Origin of the sequence: Burkholderia sp. BCC1999 (genome assembly GCF_905339975.1) — a bacterium.
In the GTDB taxonomy this organism is placed as follows: domain Bacteria; phylum Pseudomonadota; class Gammaproteobacteria; order Burkholderiales; family Burkholderiaceae; genus Burkholderia.
Genome location: NZ_CAJPHP010000008.1, coordinates 288,528 through 314,605 on the forward strand (window position 1 = coordinate 288,528; position 26,078 = coordinate 314,605).

Genomic DNA, 26,078 nt, shown 5'->3' on the forward strand with positions numbered 1-26,078 from the left:
GGCAGGCCAACCCGGCATCCGGGCCATCGAGCGCCCGCCTGCGCCACGGCGCGGGCGGCAGCGCACAGACAGATTTGTGGGACTTGTGACATGACTCCTTTCGATACGAGCCTCGTACCCAACGGCGACATCCTGATCGGCGGCGAGTGGCGGCGCGGCCGTGGCGCGCCTTACGCGAGCATCTATCCGGCCGACCAGTCGCTGAACATGGAAGTGTCGACGGCGAACGCGGAAGACGCGGCCGACGCCGTCGTGGCCGCCGACGCCGCGTGGCGTCGCGCCGACTGGGCCGGGCTCAAGCCGCACCAGCGCGCGCTGGTGCTGTACCGGATCGCCGACCTGATCATGCAGCGCCACGAAGCGCTCGCGAACCTGCAGCGTCGCGACAACGGCAAGCCGATCAGCGAGACGCGCGTGCTGGTCGCGAGCGCGGCCAACACGTTCCGTTATTTCGCGGCGTGCCTCGAAACGCTCGACGAAGAACTGACGCCGTCGCGCGGCGATTACATGACGATGAGCGTGCACGAGCCGATCGGCGTGATCGCCGCGATCACGCCGTGGAACTCGCCGATCGCATCCGACGCGCAGAAGCTCGCGCCGGCGCTCGCCGGCGGCAACGCGGTGGTGCTCAAGCCGGCCGAAGTCACGCCGCTCGTGTCGCTCGCGCTGGCCCGCATCTGCGAGGAAGCCGGCGTGCCGAAGGGCGTGCTGAGCGTGCTGCCGGGCAAGGGCTCGGTGATCGGCGACGTGCTGGTGCGCCATCCGCTCGTGAAGAAGGTGTCGTTTACGGGCGGCACCGAAGTGGGCCGCGGCATCGCGCGCATCGCGGCGGAAAAGCTGATGCCCGTGTCGCTGGAACTCGGCGGCAAGTCGCCGACGATCGTGTTCGACGACGCGGATCTCGACCACGCGGTGAACGGCGTGCTGTACGGGATCTTCAGTTCGTCGGGCGAGGCATGCATCGCCGGCTCGCGCCTGTTCGTGCACCGCGCGGTGTACGACACATTCATGCAGCGGCTGGTGGCCGGCGCGCGCAAGCTGCGCGTGGGCGACCCGACGCGCCCCGACACGCAGATGGGCCCGCTGATCACCGCGAAGCATCGCGAATCGGTGGAGCGCTACGTCGCGCTCGGGCTGGAAGAAGGCGGCCGCCTGCTGTGCGGCGGCGAGCGGCCGTCGGGCGACGGGCGCGAGGACGGCTTCTTCTATCAGCCGACGATTCTCGAAGGCTTGCCGAACAGCGCACGCATCTGCCAGGAAGAAATCTTCGGGCCGGTGCTGGTCGCGATGCCGTTCGACGACGAGGCGTCGCTGATCGCGCAGGCGAACGACAGCGTGTTCGGCCTGGCCGCCGGCATCTGGACGCGCGACTACAAGCGCGCATGGCGCACCGCGCGCGCACTCGAGACGGGCACCGTCTGGATCAACACGTACAAGCTGTTCTCGATCTCCACGCCGTTCTCCGGCTGGAAGGAGAGCGGGATGGGCCGCGAGAAAGGGCGTCTCGGCATCCGCGAGTACATGCAGCAGAAGAGCCTCTACTGGGGCTTGAACGACGCGCCGCTGCCGTGGGCAAACTGAGCGAAGGGGAATGACGCAATGAGCATCTTGGGTATCGAGCAGATCACGTACGGTGTCGACGACCTCGCGACGTGCCGGCGCTTTTTCGCCGACTGGGGCCTGAAGGAAGTCGCGCACGACGACACGCGCGCCCGTTTCGAAACGATGAACGGCTGCACCGTGCTGGTCGTCAAGGCCGACGATCCGTCGCTGCCGCCCGCGTTCGAAGCGGGTCCGACGCTGCGTGAAGTCACGTGGGGCGTCGCCACGCAGCAGGAAGTCGATGCGCTGCGCACGAAGCTGGCCGGCCAGCCCGGCTATTACGCACAGGACGATGCGGTCGGCTGCATCGATCCGAACGGGATGGCGATCCGCGTCGAAGTGACGCGCAAGCGCGCACTCGACATCACCGGTTCGCCGTCGAACGTGTGGGGCCAGACGGCGCGGGTCGACCAGCCGAGCCCGATCTATGCGCGCGCGGAGCCGGTCGAGGTCGGGCACGTGGTGTTCTTCACGAACTGCCTCGACGCGCAGGAGACGTTCTATCACGAGCTGCTCGGCTTCGAGACGTCGGATCGCTACCCGGGCCGTGGCGCGTTCATGCGCTGCGCGCCGCACGGCGGCCACCACGACCTGTTCCTGCTCGCGCTGCCCAATGGCAAGCGCGGCCTGAACCACGTCGCGTTCACCGTGCGCGACATCCACGAAGTGTTCGGCGGCGGCATGCACATCGACCGCTGCGGCTGGGAAACGCAGCTCGGCCCGGGCCGTCATCCGGTGTCGTCCGCGTACTTCTGGTACTTCCAGAATCCGGCCGGCGCGCTGATCGAGTACTACGCGGACGAAGACGTGCTGACGCCCGAGTGGCAGCCGCGCGAATTCGAGCCGGGCCCGACCGTGTTCGCCGAATGGGCCGTCGACGGCGGCCTCGACGGCAACACGCGCCGGCAGAAGAACGCGAAGGCGCCGGAAGGCAAGTTCATGACGGAGCGCAAATCGTGAGCGAAGCGAACTCGCAAGAGCAGGCCGCGCCCGGCACCGTCGTCGTGATCGGCGGCGGTCAGGCGGCCGGCTGGGTGCTGAAGACGCTGCGTGCGGAAGGCTTCACGGGCCGTCTCGTGATGATCGCCGACGAGCCGCATCTGCCGTACGAGCGTCCGCCGCTGTCGAAGGCCGTGCTGGCCGGCGATGCCGACATCGAAACGGTGCGCGTCGTGCGCCCGGACGAATTCGACGCGCTGAACGTCGAGGCATGGCAGCCGGAGCGTGCGGCGTCGATCGACCGCGCAAGCCGCGTGGTGAAGACCGAAAGCGGCCGCGAAATCGAATACGACCGGCTCGTGATCGCGACCGGCGGCACGTCGCGCCGCCTGCCCGATGCGATCGTCAACACGCCGAACCTGCATTACCTGCGCACGCTCGACGAAGCGGCGGCGCTCGGCGAGAAGCTGCGTGCGAGCCAGCGTGTGCTCGTGATCGGCGGCGGCTGGATCGGCCTCGAAGTCGCGGCGACCGCGCGCAAGCTCGGCGTCGACGCGGTCGTGGTCGAGGGCGCGCCGCGGCTGTGCGGCCGCTCGGTGCCGCAGATCGTGTCTGATTTCCTGCTCGACCTGCATCGCTCGAATGGCGTCGACGTGCGCACGGGCGCGGCGCTCGCGTCGCTCGACGCGCAGCCTGACGACGCATCGAAAGTACGCGCGACGCTCGCCGACGGCACGACGATCGACGCCGATTTCGCGGTGGCCGGCATCGGCCTCGCGCTGAACGCGTCGCTCGCGAGCGATGCGGGGCTGGCGGTCGACGACGGCATCGTCGTCGACGAATTCGGCGCGACCAGCGACCCGGCGATCTTCGCGTGCGGCGACGTCGCGAACCATCACAACGGCTGGCTGAAGCGGCGCGTGCGGCTCGAATCGTGGGCCAACGCGCAGAACCAGGCGATCGCGGCGGGGAAGGCCGTGCTCGGCGTGCGCGCACCGTACGCGGAGATTCCGTGGTTCTGGTCCGATCAGTACGACGTGAACCTGCAGATCCTCGGCGATCTGCCGGCCGATGCGCAGCTCGTCGTGCGCGGCGATCTCGCCGCGCGCCGTGCGACGCTGTTTTTTGTGGGCGACGGGCATGTGAGAGGTGTCATCGCCGTGAACAACGCACGTGAGCTGAAGCTCGCGCGCAAGTGGATGAACCAGGGCCGGGCAGTGGATACGGAAGCCCTGGCAGACACGACCAAAGCGCTTGCCTGACCGGCGAAAGACCAGGAGACACCCCGCATGAGCACATTCGACAACGTCGTGGCCGGTCGCGCCACGATGGAAGCTGCCGCCTCCACGCCCGGCGCGATCATCGCGCGGCTCGAGCGGCTTCCGGCCAACTCGATGCAGATCCGTGCGCGCGTGCTGATCGGCACCGCGACGTTCTTCGACGGCTTCGACGTGATCACGATCGCGGCGACGCTGCCGTTGCTGATCCACAAATGGGGGCTGTCGCCGACGCAGATCGGCATGCTGATCGCGTCCGGCGCGATCGGCCAGCTGATCGGCGCGTTCCTGTTTCCCGCGCTGGCGGAGAAGCACGGCCGCGTGAAGGCGATCGCGTGGAGCTCGGCCGTGATCGGTATCACGAGCATCGCGTGCGGCTTCGCGCCGACCTTCGCAGTGTTCGTGCTGCTGCGGATCCTGCAAGGGCTCGGGCTTGGCGGCGAGCTGCCGGTCGCCGCGACGTACATCAACGAGATCACGCGTGCGCATGGTCGCGGCCGTTTCGTGCTGCTGTACGAGATCGTGTTCCCGATCGGCCTGCTCGTGTCGATGGCGCTCGGTGCGTGGCTCGTGCCGCGCTTCGGCTGGGAAATCATGTACTTCGTCGGCGGGCTGCCGCTGATCCTGTCGCTCGTGCTCACGCGTCTCGTGCCGGAATCGCCGCGCTGGCTCGCCTCGCGCGGGCGGCTCCCGGAAGCCGGGCGTGCGGTCGGCGTGTTCGAAGCGTCGGTGCGCGGCGAACTGCCGCCCGTCACGCAGGTGGCGGCGTTCGACGAAATGGTGCGCCAGCATCCGAAGCGCAAGATGAGCGACCTGTTCAGCGCCGCGTATCGCAAGCGCACGCTCGCGGTGGCGGCGTTGTGGGCGACCTGCGGGTTCATCCAGTACGGGCTCTCGACCTGGCTGCCGACGATCTACAAGGATTTCTATCACGCGCCGCTGCAGCTCGCGTTGGACCTCGCGGTGGTCGGCTCGGTGATGGGCGTGCTCGGGTCGCTGGCATCCGCGCTGCTGGTCGACAAGCTCGGCCGCAAGCCGGTGATCGTATGGTCGTTCGTGCTGTGTGCGCTTTCGCTGGCGTTCGCGGGCGTCTATCACGCGTCGTCGGTGTACGTCGTCGCGATCTTCTGTTCGCTGTCGCTCGGGTTGATGGCGTCGGGGTTCATCACCGCGTACGTCTACACGCCGGAGCAGTATCCGACGAGCATCCGCGCGTCGGGCTGCGGGCTCGGCAGCGCCTGGCTGAAGATCGCGTCGTTCGTCGCGCCGATGGTCGTGCCGCACGCGATCATCGGTGGAAACCTCGCGCCGGCGTTCTACCTGATCGGCATCGTGCCGCTGATCGCGGCAGTGACCGTGCACTTCGTCGGGATCGAGACGAAGGGGAAGGTGCTGGAGGCGCTGGAGGCGTAAGCGCGGCCGGCCGCAACGGTTGAGGTGAAGCGAAAAAGGCCTGGATTTCGTCCGGGCCTTTTTTCGCTTTCGGCGGTTTGCATGGTCTAATCGTCCGGTCATTTATTTCCGACCGCCGCTACTGCCATGCCGATGTTCGACACCGTCACGCTCGAGACGCCGCGTCTCGTCCTTCGTCCGCCGCGCGAATCCGATGCGCATGCGCTGTTCGATCTGTGGTCGGACGCCGAAGCGATGCGTTATTTTTCGTTCTCGCCGATGACGCACGTCGAACAGGCAATCGAACGCGTCGAGCGCAACCTGCGGACGTCGGCGAGCGGGCAGGATTTCGTGTGCGTGCTCGAACTGCGGGAAACCGGCGACGTGCTGGGTGAATGCGTGCTGTTCCATGCGAACGAGCAATGCCGGCGTGCCGAGATCGGATTCAGCCTGCGGCGCAAATTCTGGAATGGTGGATACATGCGCGAAGCGGCGTCGGCCGTGATCGAGCATGCGTTCGATACGTTGTGCCTGAACCGGCTCGAAGCCGATATCGATCCGCGCAACGTCGCGTCGGCACGGCTGCTCGAACGGCTCGGCTTCGAGCGGGAAGGGCTGCTGCGCGAACGCTGGATCGTCGGCGACGCAGTGTCGGACAGCGCGCTGTACGGGTTGCTGGCGAGCGATCGGCGCGGGTGAGGCGGAAGGGCGCGCATGACCTCAAGGGCCGGTGACTTGCCGGATTCACGAGTCGAACGTACGCTTTGTCGACATCACGGCTCACCAGCGGGTGCTCGACCATGCAAGCCCATCCTCTACGTCTTTCCCCCGGCGACGATCTGCGCGGCGCCATCGAGGCGGCATTACGTCAGCACGAATCGCATGCCGCCTTCGTGATCCAGGGCATCGGCAGCCTGAGCGTCGCGCAACTGCGCTTCGCCGGCGTCGACCAGCCGGCCGAACTGCGCGGCGACCTCGAAATCCTGACGCTGGCCGGTTCGGTGTCGCCGGACGGCGCACACCTGCACATGTCCGTTTCCGACGCGCACGGCCGCGTGTGGGGCGGCCATGTCGCGAGAGGTTGCGTGGTGCGTACGACGGCCGAAATCCTGCTGGCGCTGCTTCCCGCGCATCGTTTCTCGCGCGAACCCGACGCGGGCACCGGCTTCAACGAGCTGGTGATCCGCCGCGTGCCGGGTGCCGGCGACGCATGAAAAAATGGCGCCGCGGCCTTTCAGCCTGCGGCGCCATTGCGCGGCGCTGTGGCGGTTACCACCCGCCGCAGCCCGACTGCGTGCTTACATCTGCACGGTGTCGGCCACTTCCTTGAAGTCTTCGATCTGGTCGAAGTTCATGTACTTGTAGATCTTGTCGCCGTTCGCGGTGAGCACGCCCATGTCGGCCATGTACTCTTCCTTGGTCGGGATCTTGCCCAGACGCGAGCAGATCGCTGCCAGTTCCGCCGAGCCGAGATACACGTTCGTGTTCTTGCCGAGACGGTTCGGGAAGTTGCGGGTCGACGTCGACATGACCGTCGCGCCTTCGCGCACCTGAGCCTGGTTACCCATGCACAGCGAGCAGCCCGGCATTTCGGTACGCGCACCGGCCGTGCCGAACACGCCGTAGTGGCCTTCTTCCGTCAACTGCTTCTGGTCCATCTTGGTCGGCGGCGCGACCCACAGCTTGACCGGGATGTCGCGCTTGCCTTCCAGCAGCTTCGACGCGGCACGGAAGTGACCGATGTTGGTCATGCACGAACCGATGAACACTTCGTCGATCTTGGCGCCGGCGACTTCGGACAGCGTCTTCACGTCGTCCGGGTCGTTCGGGCATGCAACGATCGGCTCGTGGATGTCGGCGAGGTCGATCTCGATGACGGCCGCGTACTCGGCGTCGGCATCCGGCGACAGCAGTTGCGGGTCGGCCAGCCACTGCTCCATCGCCGCGATACGGCGCTGCAGGCTGCGCGGATCCTGGTAGCCCTGCGCGATCATCCACTTGAGCAGCGTGATGTTGCTGTTCAGGTACTCGATGATCGGTTCCTTGTTCAGGTGCACCGAGCAACCGGCGGCCGAACGCTCGGCGGACGCATCCGACAGCTCGAACGCTTGCTCGACCTTCAGGTCGGGCAGGCCTTCGATTTCGAGGATGCGGCCCGAGAAGATGTTCTTCTTGCCTTGCTTGGCGACCGTCAGCATCCCTTGCTTGATCGCGTACAGCGGGATCGCGTTGACGAGGTCACGCAGCGTGACGCCCGGCTGCATCTTGCCCTTGAAGCGGACCAGCACCGATTCCGGCATGTCCAGCGGCATCGTGCCGGTGGCGGCCGCGAACGCGACCAGGCCCGAACCTGCCGGGAAGCTGATGCCGATCGGGAAGCGCGTGTGCGAATCGCCGCCGGTGCCGACGGTGTCGGGCAGCAGCATGCGGTTCAGCCACGAGTGGATCACGCCGTCGCCCGGGCGCAGCGCGATACCGCCGCGCGTGCTGATGAAGTTCGGCAGCGTCTGGTGCGTTTTCACGTCGACCGGCTTCGGATAAGCGGCGGTGTGGCAGAACGACTGCATCACGAGGTCGGCCGAGAAGCCGAGGCAGGCGAGATCCTTCAGTTCGTCGCGGGTCATCGGGCCCGTGGTGTCCTGCGAGCCAACCGAGGTCATCTTCGGTTCGCAGTACGTGCCCGGGCGCACGCCCTGGCCTTCCGGCAAACCGCAGGCGCGGCCGACCATCTTCTGCGCGAGCGAGAAGCCCTTGCCGCTGTCGGCCGGCTGGTGCGGCAGGCGGAACAGCGTCGACGGCGCGAGGCCGAGCGCTTCACGTGCCTTCGCGGTCAGGCCACGGCCGATGATCAGCGGAATGCGGCCGCCGGCGCGCACTTCGTCGAACAGCACGTCGGACTTGACCTGGAATTCGGCGATCACGTTGCCGTCCTTCAGCGCCTTGCCTTCGTACGGGCGCAGTTCGACCACGTCGCCCATTTCCATCTGCGACACGTCGAGCTCGATCGGCAGCGCGCCGGCGTCTTCCATCGTGTTGTAGAAGATCGGGGCGATCTTGCTGCCGAGGCACACGCCGCCGAAGCGCTTGTTCGGCACGAACGGGATGTCTTCGCCGGTGAACCACAGCACCGAGTTGGTGGCCGACTTGCGCGAGGAGCCGGTGCCGACCACGTCGCCCACGTAGGCGACCAGGTGACCCTTTTCCTTCAGCGATTCGATGAACTTGACCGGGCCGCGCTTGCCGTCTTCTTCCGGCGTGATGCCCGGGCGCGCGTTCTTCAGCATCGCCAGCGCGTGCATCGGGATGTCCGGGCGGGTGGTGGCGTCCGGCGCCGGCGACAGGTCGTCGGTGTTGGTTTCGCCCGTTACCTTGAACACGGTGATGGTCAGGCTTTGCGGCACTTCCGGGCGGCTCGTGAACCATTCGGCGTCGGCCCAGCTCTGCAGCACGGCCTGCGCGTGCGCGTTGCCCTTGTCGGCGAGTTCCTTCACGTCATGGAACTGGTCGAACATCAGCAGGGTTTTCTTCAGTGCGTCAGCGGCGACGGCAGCGACTGCCTCGTCGGACAGCAGCTCGATCAGCGGCTGGATGTTGTAGCCGCCCAGCATCGTGCCGAGCAGTTCGGTGGCGCGTGCGCGCGAGATCAGCGGGCAGGCGGTCTCGCCCTTGGCCACGGCTGCCAGGAAGCCGGCCTTCACGCGGGCGGCTTCGTCGACGCCTGCAGGTACGCGATGGGTGATCAGGTCGACGAGCGTCTGCTCTTCGCCGGCCGGCGGGTTGATCAGCAATTCGACCAGTTCGGCGGTCTGCTGAGCCGTCAGCGGCAGGGGAGGAATACCGAGCGCGGCGCGGGCGGCCACGTGAGCACGAAAGTTTTCAAGCATGGGGAGACCTGCTGATATTGCGTTTGAGGGGAAGGCCTTGCCGGCACTCCGGGGCTATTCCAGGCACTGCTTTGAGCGGGATTCTAATCTCAATGCTCTTTAACGTCAAATGTCTTATGTCTTATATAAGAGTTGGCGCGCGAAGGGGCGGGAATCGTGGCTGCATGGTGGAAGCGGCCTTGTCTGGCGTGGCCCGGTGGGTTGTCTGCGGGGCTGGATCAGGTTCCCGATGCCGCACATTTCTGCACAACCTCGCAGGAAACGGTACACACGCGGCGCTTTCGCGCGTCTACGCTTCCTGTCACGCAGCTTGCGATCGGGTTTCAAAAACGCGGGGCGGAAATTGGCGCGTGGCCGTCGATTGGTCCCGGGCGGCTGCGATCCTTCTTACGCCGGTAATCAAGAACATGCGATCCAGAGATTCGATTTTCCTGGTGATGTCGCTCGTCGCGTCGTCGGCCGTTCATGCGGCGACGACCGGCGACGAAACGCGCCGCGAGGCCAGCCGGCCCGTCGCGCTGGTCTATCGCGGTCCCGCCGCATGTGATGGCTGCCCCGAGGCGATCGCCAGCCGCCTGCGGGATTCGGACTACAACTTCCGGGTGATCTACGTCGGCCCGGCGGAAAAGCTCAAGATCACACCCGCAGTGCTGGCCGGTGCGGCGTTATATGTGCAGCCCGGCGGCGGGCAGGACGTGCCCGCCGCGGCAGCCAGCATCGGGAAACATGCAATCAAGGCCGTGCGGCATTACGTATCGAACGGCGGGCGTTACCTCGGGCTCTGCATGGGCGCGTACCTGGCGGGCGATCAGGGTTTCCGGCTGGTCGACGGCGACATCGACTCCGAAGTCGGCAGGCCGGGCTCGACGCTGCGCGGCATCGCCGACACGGTCACGCCGGTCGTATGGCGCGGGAAGAAACGCTGGATCTACTATCAGGACGGCGCGATGCTCCCGGCCGTGCCGGCCGGCTCCGGCGGTGTCGTACTGGCGACGTACCCGAACCGCGATATCGCAGCCGCGACGTACCGCTACGGCAAGGGACGCGTTGGGCTCGCCGGTCCGCATCCCGAGGCCGATGAGAGCTGGTATCGCGAGAACGGCCTCAAGAACCCGGACGGCGTGTTGCCGGACATGGCCCACGACCTGATCAACGCGACGATGAAGCCATAGCGGCGCGTACTTATTTCCGCTTCGCTCGATAAGCGTCGAGATTTTTCCGCGCCTGAGCGCGGATTGCGCGTTGCATGAACGGGGTCCAGCCGAGCAGCGTGCCTTTCAGCCCGAGCGCCTGACGCGCCCAGCGCCACAGGTCGAAACTGTCGCGATGCTCGACGATGCGGCCAGCGCGAAACCGGAACCGCGCGTCGATCCGGTTGACCACCATCCGGCCGGTCGCGGTGAACCGGTAGTGTGCGATCCACTCGGCGGCGCCGGTCTGCTCGTTCGCGGCGACGTCGCCGAACGTCAGCGAAAATTCCTGCGCCCGCGCGACGAGCATGCGCCACATGTCGCGTGCGAGGTCGCCATGCAGTTCGCCAAACGCGGGATCGCTGAAGACGACGTCGTCGGCATAGCAGGCGAGCATCGCGTCGATGTCGCGCTGCTGGAAAGCCGTGTAGAAACGCTGGATCAATTCAGTGTTCGGATGGCTCATCTTTTGATTGGCTGTCGTTGTAGATGAAGCGGAGTCTCGACGTGGCGGCCTGAGGTCGAAGGCCGGGCAAGCCACTGTAGCGGAAATCCGGTGCGCCGTGGCTGGCTGGCGGGCGGGCGCGGCTGCGTGCGTCGATGCTTGCCGGCGATTCCCCCAGCCGGTCAATGGGTGGACAATCGCGCGCTGGAGGCCGGTCGAGCCACGACCGGGGCACACGCGTTGACCGTCGAGAAACCATTCATGACATTCCATGTTGAAGCCCCGTTGCGGCGCACGGTGCTGCTCGTGCTGCTTACGCACGCATTCCCGGGCGTCGCGGCAGGGCTCGACTGTGCGCAGGCGACCAGCGCGACGGAAAAGGCCGTTTGCGCGTCGAACGACCTGCATCTGGACGACGACAGGCTGTCGTCCTTTTACCGGAAGCTGTCCGGTGCGTTGCCGCCGGATCGGCGCGCCACGTTGCGCACCGCGCAGCTAGGCTGGTTGAAGACACGCGATCAATGCGGCGCCGATCATGGTTGCCTCGGGCAACGCTATCTGGCGCGGATCGGCGAACTGCAATCGCAACTGGCTGCGGTGCTCGCCTATCGCCCCGACGCCGAAGACAAGGCCGCGCTCGACGACCTGCGTACGCTCGTCGACCGGGCGCGCCAGACGGATGCAAGCTCGCCGGTCGAGAACGTGATCGCGCGTCTGCGGATCAGGACGGCGGTCACACGGTTTTCCAGCGCGTCCGACGACGGGCAGGGTGCGGCGTTCCCGACGGTCCGGCCCGGCGGCGTGACGCCAGACGAATGGAAAGCGTTGAAGGCGTCGCACACCGACGGCGGTGACACGGAGTCGAGTGCGACCTACACGCTGATCGATCTCGATGGCAACGGGCAGCGCGATCTGGTGATCGAATCGGCGGCGAGCGGAACGGGGTTGTGGTCGTCGGTGGACGTCCTGCGCCGCAACGGCGGCAAGTTCGAGACGGCCGGCGAGTCGAACGAGGCGATCGACCGCAGCCTGTACACGACGAACGGCCGCGGCGCGAATCAGGCGGCCGATTGGGTTCGGCTGCGCGGGCGCGTCTACGCGCTGTATCGCGACAGCCACTATGGCGTGGACGAGTTTTACCTGCTGCGGCCGTTTGCCGTCATCGACCAGGTGCCGATACTGACCGTGCATTACCGCTACCGCCTGTCGGTGCCGATCGCGCAGCACAAGGAAGGCAAGGCCGGTTCGACGATGCTCGACGGCACACTGCATGCGGCGCTCGAACAGGCGTTGCACGACGTGAGCGACCGTGCCGCGCGCGATGCGGGCGCCGACAAGCCGCTATGCCCGATTCCGCCGTCGGTGCAGGGCGATGACCGCGACGCGTATTCGAACTATGGCCCCGGTCACTATTCGTACGAGATCGTCGGCGACATGCCGGTGCATGTCGGCGGCACGTGCTACATCGGCCGGTTGATCGACTGGTTCGGTCAGTACGGGAAAGACGGCCTGATGGCGCAGTTGTCGATGCGTCTTCCCGCCAACGATGTGGACCGCGAGCAGACGTTCAGCGTGAATGGCGTCCGGACCGTGATGTCCGTCACGACGTCGATCGGGAAAATGACGGTCAACAGCGGGAACTGACGCACGCGACTTGCGTTCGGCCGCTTCGGCTTGAACGCGGCCGGCGCGTCACCGGTTCGCCATCGCGACGTCCTGGTTGCCCCGCCCGGTCACCAGGCAGCCCGACATGAAGGCCTCGCTCTGGCTGCCGGCGGCGGCGTCGCCGAAACCACGGCCGAGCGCGTCGGCCCTGACCTGCGCGGCGCCTTGCTCGCATGCGAGCGGGCTGGCGTCGCGGCCCTGCGCATGCAGGATTGCCCGATCGCCGATGAGATAGGCCAGCAGCGCGAAAACAGCGATATGTACGGCTCGTCTCATGATTCGTCTCCTCGTCGCTCAAGCGTAACTGGACACGTTCGACGAAGCACTCGGGGCTTCCCCCGGTAAACGTCTGCTGAAAACGGTGGCGGGGCGCGGTGACCCTGTCCCGATTTTCCATCGGAACCCGGCACGGCGGTGATGCGCGCGAGTTTGACGAATGTCAGGGTACGGGCGGGAGGAGACGGTCGCGCGACCGTTCAAGGCGATAGCATGAATGCATGATTTGACGGAACGCGATGGCCGGTGAATGCATCGGTTCCGGCAAGCCGGTACGTGTTGAATATCGCTGTCGAAATAGTGAGGAATCCAAATGTTGAACGTCTCTTCCGTGCTGATCAGTCTTGCTCCGATGTGGGCCATTCTGCTGGTGGCGTCTTCGGCGGCCGCCTATTTCGTGTTCTGGCGCAAGGTCATCGACTGAGCGCTGCCTGATGGCGGGTACGCGCGCGATGCACGATGCGCACACGTACCTCGTCGCGCGTTCGACGGCCGCAGGTGCAAGCCCGCGGGCCGGTCAGGCGGCCGGCTTCAGCTACGCCGTCCGCCGTGCCTGACGCCCGTCATTGCACGGCCGTCACCGGCACATTCGAAATGCGCACCAGCCGGCCCATCACGCTGCGGCGAAATAGCGACATCAGCGCATGCAGCGGATCGTGCCGCGGCGCGACCACCACGATCTCGTCGCACCCGGTCTCGGCTGCGGCGGTGGCGATCGTATCGGCCACCGGGCCGACCTTCATCACGACGGTGTATTTGACACCGGCCTCCCGCAGGATCCGCTCCGCCATCGCCAGATCGTCGGACGCGAATTTCTCCTCGATCGAGCGTAGCCGCGACAGCGGGTGATAGGCCTCGAGCCGCGTCGATTCGAGTGGCGCCTGAACGTTGATCAGCACGATTTCCGACGCGCAGCGCTCGCGATACAGGAATGTCGCGTGGCGAACGGCCTGGAGCGAACGCGGCGAGTGGCCGACCGGAACCAGCAACTTGAGCATGAACGGTGTCCTGGGAACGAGATGCTTCCAGCGTAGCGCGCGGCCGGAGCGGGCAATCTAAAGAGATCGGGCGGCCGCGTAAAAATGTCGTTAACGTGCGCCGCCGCATGACACGCCTATTAGAAATATAAGAAATTTAAGTTTATGCGCATAAACGATTTCATCGGCCGGGATGGCGTGAGCGGCCCGGCGGGCATCGCCCCGATTTAGTCGGATCCGCAATGAATCGCGACGGAAAATATCGGAGGTCGCCGATCCGGCGTCGCGTAGAGTAGAGCATCGGCCGCGGCGGCGGCCTCTCCCGGCCGGTCCGGGAGCGCCCGCCGCCGCCACGCGGCCCGCCATTCCATTCCGATTCCAGGAGACCCCGCATGCCGTACGGCGCCCCGCAGCTTCTCGCTCCCGCTTCCATTTCCGTCGATCCGATCGTGCGCCTGTCGGCCGGCGAGCTCGCCGCGGCGATCCGCAGCAAGGCGGTCTCGTGTGTCGAGACGATGCGCGCGTACCTCGATCATGTCGAGCGCGTGAACGGCGCGGTCAACGCGATCGTCGCGCTGCGCGACCGAGACGCGTTGCTGGCCGAAGCCGCGGAAAAGGATGCCGCACTGGCGCGCGGCGAGTATCACGGCTGGATGCACGGGATGCCGCAGGCGCCTAAGGATCTGGCGATGACGAAGGGGCTGCGGACGACGTACGGCTCGCCGATCTTCCGCGAGAACGTGCCGCAGGCCGATTCCGTCGGCGTCGCGCGGATGCGCGCGGCCGGCGCGATCTTCATCGGCAAGACCAACACGCCCGAGTTCGGGCTCGGCTCGCACACCTTCAACGAGGTCTATGGCGCAACGCGCAATCCGTACGACCTGACGAAGAGCGCGGGCGGCAGCAGCGGCGGCACGGCGGCGGCGCTTGCGGCGCGGATGCTGCCGGTCGCGGACGGCAGCGATTTCGGCGGGTCGCTGCGCAACCCGGCCGCGTTCTGCAACATCTACGGCTTCCGTCCGTCGCAGGGCCGCGTGCCGCGCTGGCCGGGCGTCGACGTGTTCGTGCAGCAGCTCGGGATCGAAGGGCCGATGGGCCGCACCGTCGGCGACGTCGCGCAGCTGCTCGCGATCCAGTCCGGCTACGACGCGAACGATCCGCTGTCGCTCGCGGAAGACCCGGCCGTGTTCGCGCAGCCGCTCGATGCGGACTTGCGCGGCAAGCGCATTGCCTGGGTCGGCGACTGGAACGGCTATCTCGCGACCGAGGCCGGCGTGCTCGCGCAGTGCGAGCATGGGCTCGCGACGCTGCGCGAGATCGGCTGCGACGTCGATGCCGCATTGCCGGCGTTCGCCCCCGATCGCATCTGGCGCCTGTGGCTTGCGCACCGGCATCTGCTGTCCGGCGGCGGGCTGCTCGCGCACTATCGCGACCCGGCGCGCCGTGCGCTGCTGAAGCCCGAGGCGATCTACGAAGTCGAAGGACTGCTCGCGATGCAGGGCGCGGCGGTGTTCGACGCGAGCGTCGAGCGCACCGCGTGGCATCAGGCCGTGCTGAGCTTCTTCGACCGCTACGACTTCATCGCGGCGCCGACCGCGCAGGTGTTCCCGTTCGACGTCGACCAGCGCTGGCCGAAGGAGATCGCGGGCCGCGCGATGGACACCTACCACCGCTGGATGGAGACGGTCGTGCCGTGGACGCTGGCCGGCTGCCCGGTGATCAACGTGCCGGTCGGCTTCAACGATGCAGGGTTGCCGATGGGGATGCAGTTGATCGGGCGCCCGCGTGCCGATCTCGCGGTGTTGCAGCTCGCGCGCGGTTACGAGCAGGCGGCCGACTGGGTCGGCCAGCGGCTGCCGGCGTGGATGGCCGCGTAACGTCGCGGCCGGCCGTTGGCCGGTAGCAGGGCGATGAAGCGGGCGGCGCGAGCTGCCCGTTTTGAGTTGATCGCCGAACCTGACGCCCGGCGGCGATGCGTTTTGCTGCGCTGCGCACAAAGACGGGATGTCGCCTGCATTGCCGCAACCGGAGAACGAATGCCGGTACGCGCGTGACATCGCGCGGCAAACGTGGACGAATTCACGTGACGACGTCTGCCGGTCGCGGAATTGCAAGCGGCCGCGCGCCGTGATTTCGTTTCCATGTGTTTCAGTCGTTGCGGCACCGCGCGACGCGCTTCGACAATATCGGCCTCAATCATTCGGGCACGAGGAAAGCACATGAAGCACATTCGCGCGACGGGCCGTCACCTGGCCTCGGCAGGCATCGCGTTCGGCATCCTGATCAGTAGCGCCGCGCACGCGCAGCTCGACCTGCAGTCGCTCGGCGCATCGCTGCTCGGCGGCGGGCAGCAACAGCAGGCAGCCCCCGCGCAGGGCGGCGGGGTCGCGCAGTTGCTGCAGGCCTATGTCGGCGCGAACCAGCAGGTGCTGACCGGCCAGTCGTCGCTTGCATCGGCGATGGGGCTGACCGGTGCGGCCGGGCAGGCACAGCAGGCTGCGAGCCAGCTGTCCGGCGGCAATGCGCTGACGCCGGCCGCGCTGTCGCAGATGGGCGGCGCGCAGCAGTCGGTGTCGCAGGCGCTCGGCCAGGCGTTCGCGAGCGGCGGGGCAACCCACGGCCCGGTCGACAAGCAGGCATTCAGCAATGGCCTCGCGTCGCTCGGGCAGGGCCTCACGCAGTATTCGCAGTTGCAGTCGGGGCTCGGCAATCTCGGTTCGACGAGCGCGGCGTCGCTGCTGCAGTCGGGCCTTGATCCGCAGAACATGCAGGCCGCGTCGTATATCGCGCAAAGCGCGCCGGGCCAGCTGCAGTCGCTCGCGGCGACGCTCAGCCAGGCCGTGCAGTTCGCGACGAGCCAGGGCATTTCGGTGCCGTCGGTCGCATCGTCCGCGCTGAAGCTGCTGCCGTAACGTCATGCGGGTGCGCGCGATGCGGTGCCGGCATCGCGCGACGGCGGACAATCGCCCCGCCCAACATGGGGGTTTCGCGCGATGCTATCGTGGCGTATCCCTTTATCGGTGCCGGTTCATGACTGACTCGTTCGACCTCTCGCGCTATTTCTCCCGCATCGGCTACGACGGCCCGGCCGAGCCGACGCTTGCCGTATTGCGCCGGCTGCATCTGCTGCATCCGCAGGCGATCCCGTTCGAGAACCTCAATCCGCTGACCGGTGCGCGCGTCGCGCTCGACCTGCCCGCGATCGTCGACAAGGTGATCGGGCACCGCCGCGGCGGCTACTGCTTCGAACTCAACAAGCTGTTCTACACCGCGCTCACGGTGATCGGCTTTCGCGTGACGCCGCTGATCGCGCGCGTGCGCTGGATGCTGCCGCCCGAGATCGTCACCGCGCAGACGCACATGGTGCTGCGCATCGATCTCGACGGCGCGGTCTGGCTCGCGGACATCGGCTTCGGCAGCGCGACGCTGACCGCACCGCTGCGCTTCGTGCCGGGCGAGCGGCAACCGACGCCGCACGGCGCGTTTCGCGTGGTCGACGCGCCGGTCGACGGCGAATTCGACCTGCAGTTCGAGATCCCGGACGGCTGGCAGACGACCTACCGTTTCTCGCTGAAACCGGTCGAGTGGATCGATTACGACGCCGCGAACTGGTTTACGTCGACGTACCCGGAATCGATCTTCGTGAACGACCTGATCGCATGCCGCGTGCTGCCGGAAGGCCGCGCTGCGTTGCGCAACACCACGCTGACGCTGCGCGACGCGGCGGGCGCGGGGCGCTCCGTCACGTTCGACAACGCGACCGAGTGGGGCGCGTGCCTGCGTGACACGATCGGCATCGATACGGCGGGGTTCGATCTCGACGCGCTGTTTGCACGGCTGGCGGCGCGCACCGCGCAATAGCGCGAACACGCGATAGCCGAGCGGCGGTCCGCATGCGGGCCGCGCCCGTTTTTCGCCATTCATCCCGTCGCACTTCCGATTGACTTTTGCTAGATTGCTAGCATACTAGCCTTCATGACCGACGAAGAAGTGAAGCAATTCAACGTGTACCTGCCGCTCGGCCTGATCCGGCAGGTCAAGCATCGCGCCATCGAAACGGAGCAGTCGCTGTCCGCGCTGGTGGCCGATGCGTTGCGCGCGTACCTGGCCGCGCCGCCGCCAGGCGCGGAACCGTCCACCAAGGAGAAGTGACATGTCATCCGAGCGAATCGAAGCCGTGTACCTGACGACGCACAACTGGGGCAAGTCCGCGAAGTTCTTCCAGGCGCTGGGCTTCAGGCTGGAATTTGAAACCGATCACAGCTCGGGCCAACTGCGCAGCGGCGACGGTCCGTTCCTGTTCATCGCCGAAGTGCCGCCGGGCGAGACGCCGGACATGCAGGTCGTGCTCAAGGTGTCCGACGAGCAGGCGGTGCAGCCGCAGCCGATCGTCGATGTCGTCACGCCGTTCGAGGACACGCACTGGGGCACGCGCGACATGACCGTACGCGATCCGGACGGTCGCGTGTGGCGCCTGCAGGCGCCTGGCAAGCAGGGCGCGTGAGGCCGGCATGACCGATATCCGCGAAGACGCCCCCGACAGCACGGCCGCGCGCGTCGCGCTGTGGCGCGCGCTGCACGTCGAACTCGATGCGCCGCCGCACGTGCTCGCCGACGAGGTCGGGCTGCAACTGCTCGCGCCGGAACCGGGCTGGCAGCAGCGCGGCGACATGGATCCGCAGTTCACGCGGCCGTTTCGCGCGTCGATCGTCGCGCGGGCGCGTTTCATCGAGGATCTCGTGGCCGAGCAGGCCGCGCATGGCGTGAGCCAGTACGTGATCCTCGGCGCGGGCCTCGACAGCTTCGTGCAGCGCCGGCCCGACATGGCGTCGCGCGTGACGGTGTTCGAAGTCGATCCGCCGGCGCCGCAGGCCTGGAAGCAACGCCGCCTCGTCGAGCTCGGTTTCGGTGTGCCCGACTGGCTGCATTTCGTGCCGGTCGATTTCGAGGCGAAAGAGTCGTGGCGCGATGCGCTCGTCGGCGCGGGCTTCGATGCCGGCAAGCCGGCCGTCGTGGTGTCGACCGGCGTCAGCATGTACCTGACGCGCGAAGCGAATGCGGCCGCGTTGCGCGAGGTTGCGTCGCTCGCGCCGGGCTCGACGCTCGCAATGACATTCCTGCTGCCGCTGGAGAACGCGGATCCGGACGTGCGTCCCGGGCTCGAAATGGCCGCGAAGGGTGCACGCGCAAGCGGCACGCCGTTCATCAGCTTCTTCATGCCGGCGCAGATCCAGGCACTGGCGCACGAGGCCGGCTTCGCGAGAACCGAGCACATTTCGGCGGCCGAACTGACGCGCCGCTATTTCGCGGATCGTGCGGACGGCCTCAGGCCGCCGAACCACGCAGAGGAACTGCTGGTTGCGACGGTCTAGCGTCGCGCGCACGCAAGCGGGCGCGCGTGCCGGCTCCGGTCACGCCCGACCGGCGACGCTCATCCACTGGGCGCCCGCCAGCCCGGTCACGCGCGTTCGAGCACGGCCATTTCCCGCACGACCACGAGCAGCACCGCCAGGCTCGCGCCCCCCGACGCGCGCAGATCCGCCAGCAGGTGCTCGTAACGCGCGAGCGCGGCGTCGCGGCGCTCGCGCCACGCGCCAACGATCGTCTCCACCGTCGTCGAATCCGGCGATTCCGCGAGCGCACTCGTCGTCAGCGTGCGCTTCAGGCGCGCGACTTCCGCGAGTGCGGCCGCGCGCGCGAGCATGTCCCAGTGCGTCGGCGTCGGCAGTGTCGCCGCACGTTCGCTGATCCACCCGTAATTGAGCAGCGTACCCAGCGAGAAATAGACGCCCGCCACGAGTTCGAGGCTGCGGTTGCAGGTTGCGGCCACTTCGGCGATGTCGAGCAGCGCGGCTGAAATATCGCCGCTCGCGACGCGCACCGCGAGCGCGCTGTCGACGCCGGCTTCGACGAGCACGCGCTGCCGTTCGGACAGCGCATCGAGATCGTCGGCCGGCAGCAGCGACGGCAGTTGCGGTGCGAGCCGTTCCGCTGCGTCACGGCAGCGTGCGATCAGCGCGGCGACGCCGCCGTCGGCCACGGCGCCGGATTGCAGATGGCGCAGGAACCACAGCGCCGCGCGCTCCAGCAGCCGCGCGACGTCGACGAACATGCGCGCCTGAACGTCGTCGGCCACGCGGTTGTCGAGCGCGTCGATGTCGCGCCACACCGCGTCGAGGTCGAACACGTCGCGCGCCATGATGCACGCGCGCACGATGTCGCCCGGCTTCGCATCCGTTTCCTCCATCAGCCGGTGCACGAACGCGCAGCCGACGCGGTTCACCAGCGCGTTGGTCAGGTGTGTCGCGAGAATCTCGCGCCGCAGCGGATGGCGGCTCATCGGTTCGCTGAAGCGCTGTTGCAGCGGCTTCGGGAAGTAGTCGACGAGCATCGCGGCCACCAGCGGATCCTCGGGCACGTCGGATTCGAGCAGCGCGTCGTAGAGCCACATCTTGCTGTACGCGAGCAGCACCGCACGCTCCGGCGACGTGAGGCCGAGCTTCGCGGCTTGCCGCTCGGCGACTTCGTCGTCGGTCGGCAGGAATTCGATCACGCGGTTCAGGCGGCCCGCGCGTTCGAGCCAGCGCATCAGGCGCGCTTCGGCGTCGAGCAGCTCGACCGCATAACGGCCGGCGATCGACAGCGCCTGCGTCTGGTAGTAGTTGTCGCGCAGCACGAGCAGCCCGACTTCGTCGGTCATTTCCGCGAGCAGCGCGTTGCGCTGCTTCTCGGTCATTTCGCCGTCGGACACGACGAGCCCGAGCAGGATCTTGATGTTGACTTCGTGATCCGAACAATCGACGCCGGCGGAGTTGTCGATCGCATCGGTGTTCATGCGGCCGCCGCGCTGCGCGAACTCGATGCGGCCGAACTGCGTGCAGCCGAGGTTGCCGCCTTCGCCGACGACCTTGCAGCGCAGGTCCGCGCCGTTCACGCGCACCGCATCGTTCGCGCGGTCGCCGACCTGCAGGTGGGTTTCGCGCGCGGCCTTCACGTAGGTGCCGATGCCGCCGTTGTACAGCAGGTCGACCGGCGCCTGCAGGATCGCGCGGATCAGCTCGGTCGGCGGCAACGCGTGCGCGTCGATGCCGAGCGCGGCCTGCACGGCCGGCGACAACGGGATCGTCTTCGCGGTGCGCGGATATACACCGCCGCCCGATGAAATCGCGGCCGGATCGTAGTCGGCCCAGCTCGAGCGTTCGAGCGCGAACATGCGCTCGCGCTCCGCGAAGCTCGTCGCGGGATCGGGGTTCGGGTCGAGGAACACGTGCCGGTGATCGAACGCGGCGACGAGCCGGATATGCGGCGACAGCAGCATCCCGTTGCCGAACACGTCGCCCGACATGTCGCCGACGCCGACCACGGTGAAGTCGGTCGTCTGCGTATCGATGCCCATCTCGCGGAAGTGCCGCTTCACCGATTCCCACGCGCCGCGCGCGGTGATCGCCATCTTCTTGTGGTCGTAGCCGACCGAGCCGCCGGACGCGAATGCGTCGTCGAGCCAGAAGCCGTATTCGTGCGAGATCGCGTTCGCGTAGTCGGAGAAGGTGGCCGTGCCCTTGTCGGCGGCGACGACCAGGTACGGATCGTCGGCGTCATGACGCACCACGTCGGGCGGCGGCACGATCGCGTTGCTGACGAGGTTGTCGGTCAGGTCGAGCAGCCCGCGCAGGAAGGTCTGGTAGCACGCGATACCTTCGCGCATCCACGCTTCGCGATCGCTCGGCGGCGGCGGGTTCTTCACGACGAAGCCGCCTTTCGAGCCGACCGGCACGATCACGACGTTCTTCACCATCTGCGCCTTCATCAGCCCGAGCACCTCGGTGCGGAAATCCTCGCGGCGATCCGACCAGCGCAGGCCGCCGCGCGCGACGCGCCCGCCGCGCAGGTGCACGCCCTCGACACGCGGCGAATACACCCAGATCTCGAACATCGGCTTCGGTTCGGGCAGGCCGGGCACCTTGGCCGGATTGAACTTGAACGACAGGTACGGTTTCGATTCGCCGTTGGCGTCGGCGAGGAAGTAGTTCGTGCGCTCGGTTGCGTTGATCACGCCGAGGAACTGGCGCAGGATGCGGTCCTCGTCGAGGTTCGGCACCTGGTCGAGCGCGCCTTCGATCGCCTTCAGCAGGCGTTCGGCCTGCACGTCGCGCGTGTCGCCGGTGGCAGGATCGAAGCGCAGCAGGAACAGCTCGACGAGCTGTCGGGCGATCGCCGGATTGCCGGTCAGCGCGCGTTCGATATACGCATCGCTGAACGTCGAGCCGACCTGCCGCAGGTATTTCGCATACGCGCGCAGGATCGTCACTTCGCGCGCGCTCAGGTGCGCGCGCAGCACGAGGCGGTTGAAGTCGTCGTTCTCGATCCGGCCGCTCCAGATCCGGTCGAACGCATCCTCGAACAGGCCTTTCACGCGCTCGATGTCGAACTCGGTATCGTCCGCGAGCTCGAGGCCGAAGTCGTGGACCCACGCGTGCGTGGCGTCCTGCGTCTGGATCCGGTACGGACGCTCCTCGTCGACACGCACGCCGAGATGCTCGAGCATCGGCAGGCTGCGCGACAGCGCGATCGGGTCGCCCGCGCGATAGACCTTGAAACGGAACGCGCGCGGCTCGGCCTCGATCGGCCGGTACAGGTTCATCGCGAGCTGGCCCGTGTCCTTCACGCGCTCGATCAGCTCGATGTCGCGCACGGCCGTGCGCGCCGGGTAGTCGTCGCGATAACCGGCCGGGAACGAATCGGCATAGCGCTGCAGCAGGCGGTTGCCTTGCTCTTCGCCGAATGCGTCGAGCAGCGCGTCGGCGAGATCGTCCTGCCAGCGGCGCGTCACTTGCACGAGCCGCGTTTCGAGCTCGCGCGTGTCGACGTCGGGCATCGTGCCCGGTTCCGCATGCACGACGAAATGAATGCGCGCGATCGCCGATTCCGACAGCAGCGGCGTGAACTCGACGTTCACGCCGTTGTACGCGTCGATGAGCAGCTTCGCGATGCGGCGGCGCAGGTCGGTGTTGTACTTGTCGCGCGGCACGAACACGAGGCACGACACGAAGCGGTCAAACCGGTCGCGCCGCACGAACAGCCGCGTGCGCTGGTGTTCCTGCAGCCGCAGGATGCCGAGCGCGATGTCGTAGAGCTGGTCTTCGTCGGCCTGGAACAGTTCGTCGCGCGGATAGGTTTCGAGCACCGTCACGAGCGACTTGCCGAGATGCCCCTTCGGCAGGAAGCCCGCACGCCGCACGATGTTCGCGCACTTGCGGCGCACGATCGGGATCTCGGCGCTCGACACCATGTAGGCGGTGGACGTGTAGAGCCCGATGAAGCGGCGTTCGCCGGTTACTTTCCCGTCGGCGCCGACGAGTTTGACGCCGACGTAATCGAGGTAGCCGGGCCGGTGCACGGTCGCGCGCGAGTTCGCCTTGGTCAGGAAGATCGGCCACGCGCCGGTGATGATGTCGGCGGCGGCCTGCGGCAGCGGCGTCACGTCGGGCGCGCCCGACGTGCGCAGCGATTCGCGCAGGATGCCGTAGCCCGAGCCCTCGATGCCGCGCAGTCCGAAGCCCGTGCCGTCCGACACCAGTGCGTAGTCGCGCTGGCCGAGGAACGTGAAGTGATCGGCGGCCATCCATTCGAGGAACGCGCGCGCCTCGATGTCTTCTGCGGTCGATTCGCGCGCCTTCATTTCCTTGATCGTCGCACGGGCGATGTCGACGATCTTCGGCCAGTCCTCGACCGATGCGCGCACGTCGCCGAGCACGTGCGCGATATCCTCGCGCAGCGTGTCGAGCAGCGCGGCGTCGCCGCAGCGGTCGACTTCGAAATGGATGAAGGAAGCGAGTTGCGACTGGCCGTCGCCGGGTGTCGCGCCGCCCGCATCGACGCGCTCGATGCCGCCGCCCGCGCCGCGCCAGATGCGGAACACCGGGTGCAGCGCCGAATGCAGTGCGAGCCCGAGGCGGTTGACGGCCATCGTCACCGAGTCGACGAGGAACGGCATGTCGTCGTTGACGATCTCGATCACCGTGTGATCGGAATGCCAGCCGTGCTGTTCGAGGATCGGGTTGTACACGCGCAGCCGTTCGCTGCCGGGGACGAATTTCTGGGCGGTCTGCCAGTGCGCCATCGCGGCGCCGTACAGGTCGGCGATGCTGCGGTTCTGCAGATCGTCGGCGTCGACGAAATCGTAGTAGTGACGCAGGAAGGGTTCGACGATCCGGAAGGTGGCTTCGGGCAAGCGTCCGCGCGCGAATTCGACGACATCGGAGAGCAGGTGTGCGACGACTTCTTCGTTCTTCGCTTCCATGGCGGTCTCCTCGTCGGGTGGCCAATGGCTGCTGCGTGTGTCCGGCATTATGGCGCTGATTGCGTGACAAAGCGATGTGCGGGCGCACAACGCAGGCGGCCGGAAGCGGCCGCGTGCAGCGCCCGTCGCGGGCGCCGCAGCGTCGGTGTGAATCAGCGCGGGGCGGGCGGTGCCGAAGCGGCGGCGCCCTTGACGCTTAGCGCTCGTCGCTCCACAGCTTCCCGGCCGTCGCCCAGTTCTCCTTCTTCACGTCGGTGAGGACGATGTCGACCGAGCCCGGCTCGCAGCCGAGCGTCTCGCACGTGACGCGCGTGATTGCTTCGACGAATGCGCGCTTCTGGTCGACGGTGCGGCCTTCGAACAGCTGGATATTGAAAGTCGGCATGGCAATGCTCCGGTTGAGGTTGAACGATTCGGCAGGATGATGATGAGGGTGAGGCAGGCGGCGTCAGTCGCGATACGACGGATCGATCCGGTCGAGCCGGCGCAGCAGCGCCGGCCATTCCAGTTCGCCCTCGATCGCGCCGCCGTCGCGCAGTTGTTCGGCGGTGCGCTCGGCCACGGCCGGGGCGGGCATCACGAGCGGCCCGCCGCCTGCCTGCGCGCGCACCTGGATGTCGCAGGCCTTGATCAGCGTATCCATCAGCACATAGGCTTCGGCCACGGTGCGGCCGACCGTCAGCGTGCCGTGGTTGCGCAGCAGCATCGCGGATTTCGCGCCGAGGCTCGTGGTGAGCCGCGTGCCTTCGGCCGGCGAGAACGCGAGCGCCTCGTAGTCGTGGTACGCGAGGTCGCCATGAAAGCGCAATGCGTGCTGCGACGCGGGCAGCAGCCCGTCGCGCTGGATCGACACGGCGATGCCGGGCGTATTGTGCAGATGCATCACGCAGACGGCATCGGCACGCGCGGCATGCACGGCTGCATGCAGCGCGAAGCCCGTCACGTTGACCGCGTGCTCGCTGTCGCCGATCCGGTTGCCGGCCAGGTCGATCTTCACGAGGTTCGATGCGCGAACCTCGTCGAACGTCAGGCCGAACGGGTTGATCAGGAAGTGGCCGGGCTCGCCGGGCACGGTCGCGGAAAGGTGCGTGTAGATCAGGTCGTCCCAGCCGTTGAGCGCGACGAGCCGGTAGGCTGCGGCGAGATCGACGCGCATCTGGCGTTCGGCGTCCGAGATCGGGCCGCCGGGTTTCACGGCTTCAGGACGGTGTGCGAATGACGACATCGGGTTCTCCGAGGGTGAAGCGGCGCGCGACGTAGACGGTCACCCATGATGCGAGTGCGAACGGGGCCGTGAACACGGGGATGTCCGCGCGCATCGCGAGCCACTGGATCAGCGCGGCGAAGGCGGCGGCGGCAAGCGCCGCGCGCGGGCCGCGCGGCATCAGCGCGAGCGCGGCGAGCGCGCCATTGAAGCCAAGGAGACCATCGGCGAACAATGCGCCGTTTGCGCCGAGCGCGACCAGCAGCACGGTCGACACGATCGCACCGCCGAGCGCGAACGCGGCTGCGCGGCGCGACGCGACGGCGATGCCCGCGGCGATCAGCACGCCAGCCCATGCGCCTTGCGCGAAGGTGGTCTGCGCGACGCCTGAAAGAAGGGCGTCTGTGGCGGAAGCAAGCGTCAACGCCGGGGCAACCGCCGCACCGCTCGCATGCTGCAGCGCGACAAATGGCAGCCACAGGGCGGTGACGGCGAGGCACGGGCTCGAATACGGGCACTGGCGCCAGCGGGCGAGCGGCCCGCGCATCGCGCGCTGCACGAGGGCCGCGCCGATCGAGACCAGCGGCACCAGCGCGATGGCGGCGAGTTGATGGGGCGCGAACAGTACGGCGATCAGCGCGGCAAGCGCGCCGTTGAAGCCATGCAGCCCCTGTTCGACGTCGCGGCGATCGGCGCCCGTCAGCACGGCGGTCATGCTGGCGGCGGCCGAGCCGACCAGCGCAGCGCTCGCGAGCCGCAGGTCGGTCAGCGCCAGCGCGGCGAGCAGCAGCGCGCCGGTGAGTGCATTCGCCTGCAGCACGATCTGCCCGATGCCGCGCAGCAGGATACGCAGGTCGATCGACGGCGAAGCGGGGCGGGCGGTAGGCATGATGGCGGCGGAACAGGACGAGCCGCGAGCATAGGACA

The 26,078-nt window shown here is 67.4% G+C and carries 22 protein-coding genes; 14 read left to right on the top strand and 8 right to left on the bottom strand.

Annotated elements, in window-relative coordinates; all coding sequences use genetic code 11:
- The first annotated feature begins 90 nt into the window (after nt 1-90).
- From U5809_RS14270 to U5809_RS14295, 6 genes are all read left to right on the top strand, one after another.
- Complete coding sequence (locus U5809_RS14270; RefSeq protein WP_322086976.1) at nt 91-1,581, top strand: aldehyde dehydrogenase; 1,491 nt, start codon at nt 91-93, stop codon at nt 1,579-1,581.
- An 18-nt stretch (nt 1,582-1,599) separates the two neighbouring features.
- On the top strand, nt 1,600-2,562 hold the full coding sequence (locus tag U5809_RS14275) for a VOC family protein (RefSeq protein WP_322086977.1): 963 nt from the start codon (nt 1,600-1,602) through the stop codon (nt 2,560-2,562).
- Complete coding sequence (locus U5809_RS14280; protein WP_322086978.1) at nt 2,559-3,803, top strand: NAD(P)/FAD-dependent oxidoreductase; 1,245 nt, start codon at nt 2,559-2,561, stop codon at nt 3,801-3,803. Before U5809_RS14275 ends, U5809_RS14280 begins: the two co-directional genes overlap by 4 nt.
- Before the next feature lie 27 nt (nt 3,804-3,830).
- Nucleotides 3,831-5,231 (top strand): MFS transporter, encoded by a 1,401-nt coding sequence (locus U5809_RS14285; protein ID WP_322086979.1) that lies wholly within the window; start codon nt 3,831-3,833, stop codon nt 5,229-5,231.
- A 126-nt stretch (nt 5,232-5,357) separates the two neighbouring features.
- Nucleotides 5,358-5,909 (top strand): GNAT family N-acetyltransferase, encoded by a 552-nt coding sequence (locus U5809_RS14290; RefSeq protein WP_322086980.1) that lies wholly within the window; start codon nt 5,358-5,360, stop codon nt 5,907-5,909.
- 101 nt (nt 5,910-6,010) lie between these two features.
- Nucleotides 6,011-6,424, top strand: a complete 414-nt coding sequence (locus U5809_RS14295; protein WP_322086981.1) for a PPC domain-containing DNA-binding protein — start codon at nt 6,011-6,013, stop codon at nt 6,422-6,424.
- Between the two features lie 84 nt (nt 6,425-6,508).
- On the opposite strand, the gene acnB is transcribed toward U5809_RS14295, so the two are convergent.
- On the bottom strand, nt 6,509-9,094 hold the full coding sequence (gene acnB, locus U5809_RS14300; protein ID WP_322086982.1) for a bifunctional aconitate hydratase 2/2-methylisocitrate dehydratase: 2,586 nt from the start codon (nt 9,092-9,094) through the stop codon (nt 6,509-6,511).
- Between the two features lie 350 nt (nt 9,095-9,444).
- On the opposite strand from acnB, the gene U5809_RS14305 reads away from it, so the two are divergent.
- Nucleotides 9,445-10,266 (top strand): BPL-N domain-containing protein, encoded by an 822-nt coding sequence (locus U5809_RS14305; protein ID WP_322086983.1) that lies wholly within the window; start codon nt 9,445-9,447, stop codon nt 10,264-10,266.
- Between the two features lie 10 nt (nt 10,267-10,276).
- Here U5809_RS14305 and U5809_RS14310 read toward each other — a convergent pair whose 3' ends face one another.
- Nucleotides 10,277-10,750 (bottom strand): nuclear transport factor 2 family protein, encoded by a 474-nt coding sequence (locus U5809_RS14310; protein WP_322087007.1) that lies wholly within the window; start codon nt 10,748-10,750, stop codon nt 10,277-10,279.
- Between the two features lie 240 nt (nt 10,751-10,990).
- On the opposite strand from U5809_RS14310, the gene U5809_RS14315 reads away from it, so the two are divergent.
- Nucleotides 10,991-12,373: a lysozyme inhibitor LprI family protein gene (locus tag U5809_RS14315; protein WP_322086984.1), complete on the top strand. Its 1,383-nt coding sequence runs from the start codon at nt 10,991-10,993 to the stop codon at nt 12,371-12,373.
- Between the two features lie 48 nt (nt 12,374-12,421).
- Here the strand turns inward: U5809_RS14315 and U5809_RS14320 are convergent, their stop codons facing one another.
- Both U5809_RS14320 and U5809_RS14325 read right to left on the bottom strand, forming a co-directional pair.
- Nucleotides 12,422-12,670 carry an adhesin gene (locus tag U5809_RS14320; protein ID WP_322086985.1) on the bottom strand — a complete coding sequence of 83 codons (249 nt, stop codon included), beginning with the start codon at nt 12,668-12,670 and terminating at the stop codon, nt 12,422-12,424.
- A gap of 563 nt (nt 12,671-13,233) precedes the next feature.
- Nucleotides 13,234-13,668, bottom strand: a complete 435-nt coding sequence (locus tag U5809_RS14325; protein WP_322086986.1) for a universal stress protein — start codon at nt 13,666-13,668, stop codon at nt 13,234-13,236.
- 371 nt (nt 13,669-14,039) lie between these two features.
- Here U5809_RS14325 and U5809_RS14330 point away from each other — a divergent pair, with 371 nt between their 5' ends.
- The 6 genes from U5809_RS14330 (at nt 14,040) to U5809_RS14355 (ending at nt 19,019) form a co-directional block, all read left to right on the top strand.
- Entirely contained in the window at nt 14,040-15,524 is a 1,485-nt protein-coding gene (locus U5809_RS14330; RefSeq protein ID WP_322086987.1) for an amidase, read from the top strand.
- 342 nt (nt 15,525-15,866) lie between these two features.
- Nucleotides 15,867-16,559: a hypothetical protein gene (locus U5809_RS14335; protein ID WP_322086988.1), complete on the top strand. Its 693-nt coding sequence runs from the start codon at nt 15,867-15,869 to the stop codon at nt 16,557-16,559.
- Between the two features lie 118 nt (nt 16,560-16,677).
- Entirely contained in the window at nt 16,678-17,508 is an 831-nt protein-coding gene (locus U5809_RS14340; RefSeq protein ID WP_322086989.1) for an arylamine N-acetyltransferase, read from the top strand.
- 114 nt (nt 17,509-17,622) lie between these two features.
- Nucleotides 17,623-17,799, top strand: coding sequence for a ribbon-helix-helix protein, CopG family (locus U5809_RS14345; protein WP_322086990.1), 177 nt, complete (start codon nt 17,623-17,625; stop codon nt 17,797-17,799).
- Nucleotide 17,800: 1 nt separating this feature from the next.
- Nucleotides 17,801-18,151, top strand: coding sequence for a VOC family protein (locus tag U5809_RS14350; protein WP_322086991.1), 351 nt, complete (start codon nt 17,801-17,803; stop codon nt 18,149-18,151).
- 7 nt (nt 18,152-18,158) lie between these two features.
- The gene (locus U5809_RS14355; protein ID WP_322086992.1) at nt 18,159-19,019 is read left to right on the top strand and encodes a class I SAM-dependent methyltransferase; all 861 of its coding nucleotides are present in this window, start codon (nt 18,159-18,161) and stop codon (nt 19,017-19,019) included.
- An 86-nt stretch (nt 19,020-19,105) separates the two neighbouring features.
- On the opposite strand, the gene U5809_RS14360 is transcribed toward U5809_RS14355, so the two are convergent.
- The 4 genes from U5809_RS14360 to U5809_RS14375 form a co-directional block, all read right to left on the bottom strand.
- Nucleotides 19,106-23,947, bottom strand: coding sequence for an NAD-glutamate dehydrogenase (locus U5809_RS14360; protein WP_322086993.1), 4,842 nt, complete (start codon nt 23,945-23,947; stop codon nt 19,106-19,108).
- Nucleotides 23,948-24,143: 196 nt separating this feature from the next.
- Nucleotides 24,144-24,332, bottom strand: coding sequence for a 4-oxalocrotonate tautomerase (locus U5809_RS14365; protein ID WP_322081440.1), 189 nt, complete (start codon nt 24,330-24,332; stop codon nt 24,144-24,146).
- Nucleotides 24,333-24,395: 63 nt separating this feature from the next.
- Complete coding sequence (locus U5809_RS14370) at nt 24,396-25,172, bottom strand: class II aldolase/adducin family protein (protein ID WP_322086994.1); 777 nt, start codon at nt 25,170-25,172, stop codon at nt 24,396-24,398.
- Nucleotides 25,147-26,040 (bottom strand): urea transporter, encoded by an 894-nt coding sequence (locus U5809_RS14375; RefSeq protein WP_322087008.1) that lies wholly within the window; start codon nt 26,038-26,040, stop codon nt 25,147-25,149. Before U5809_RS14375 ends, U5809_RS14370 begins: the two co-directional genes overlap by 26 nt.
- Between the last annotated feature and the right edge of the window lie 38 nt (nt 26,041-26,078).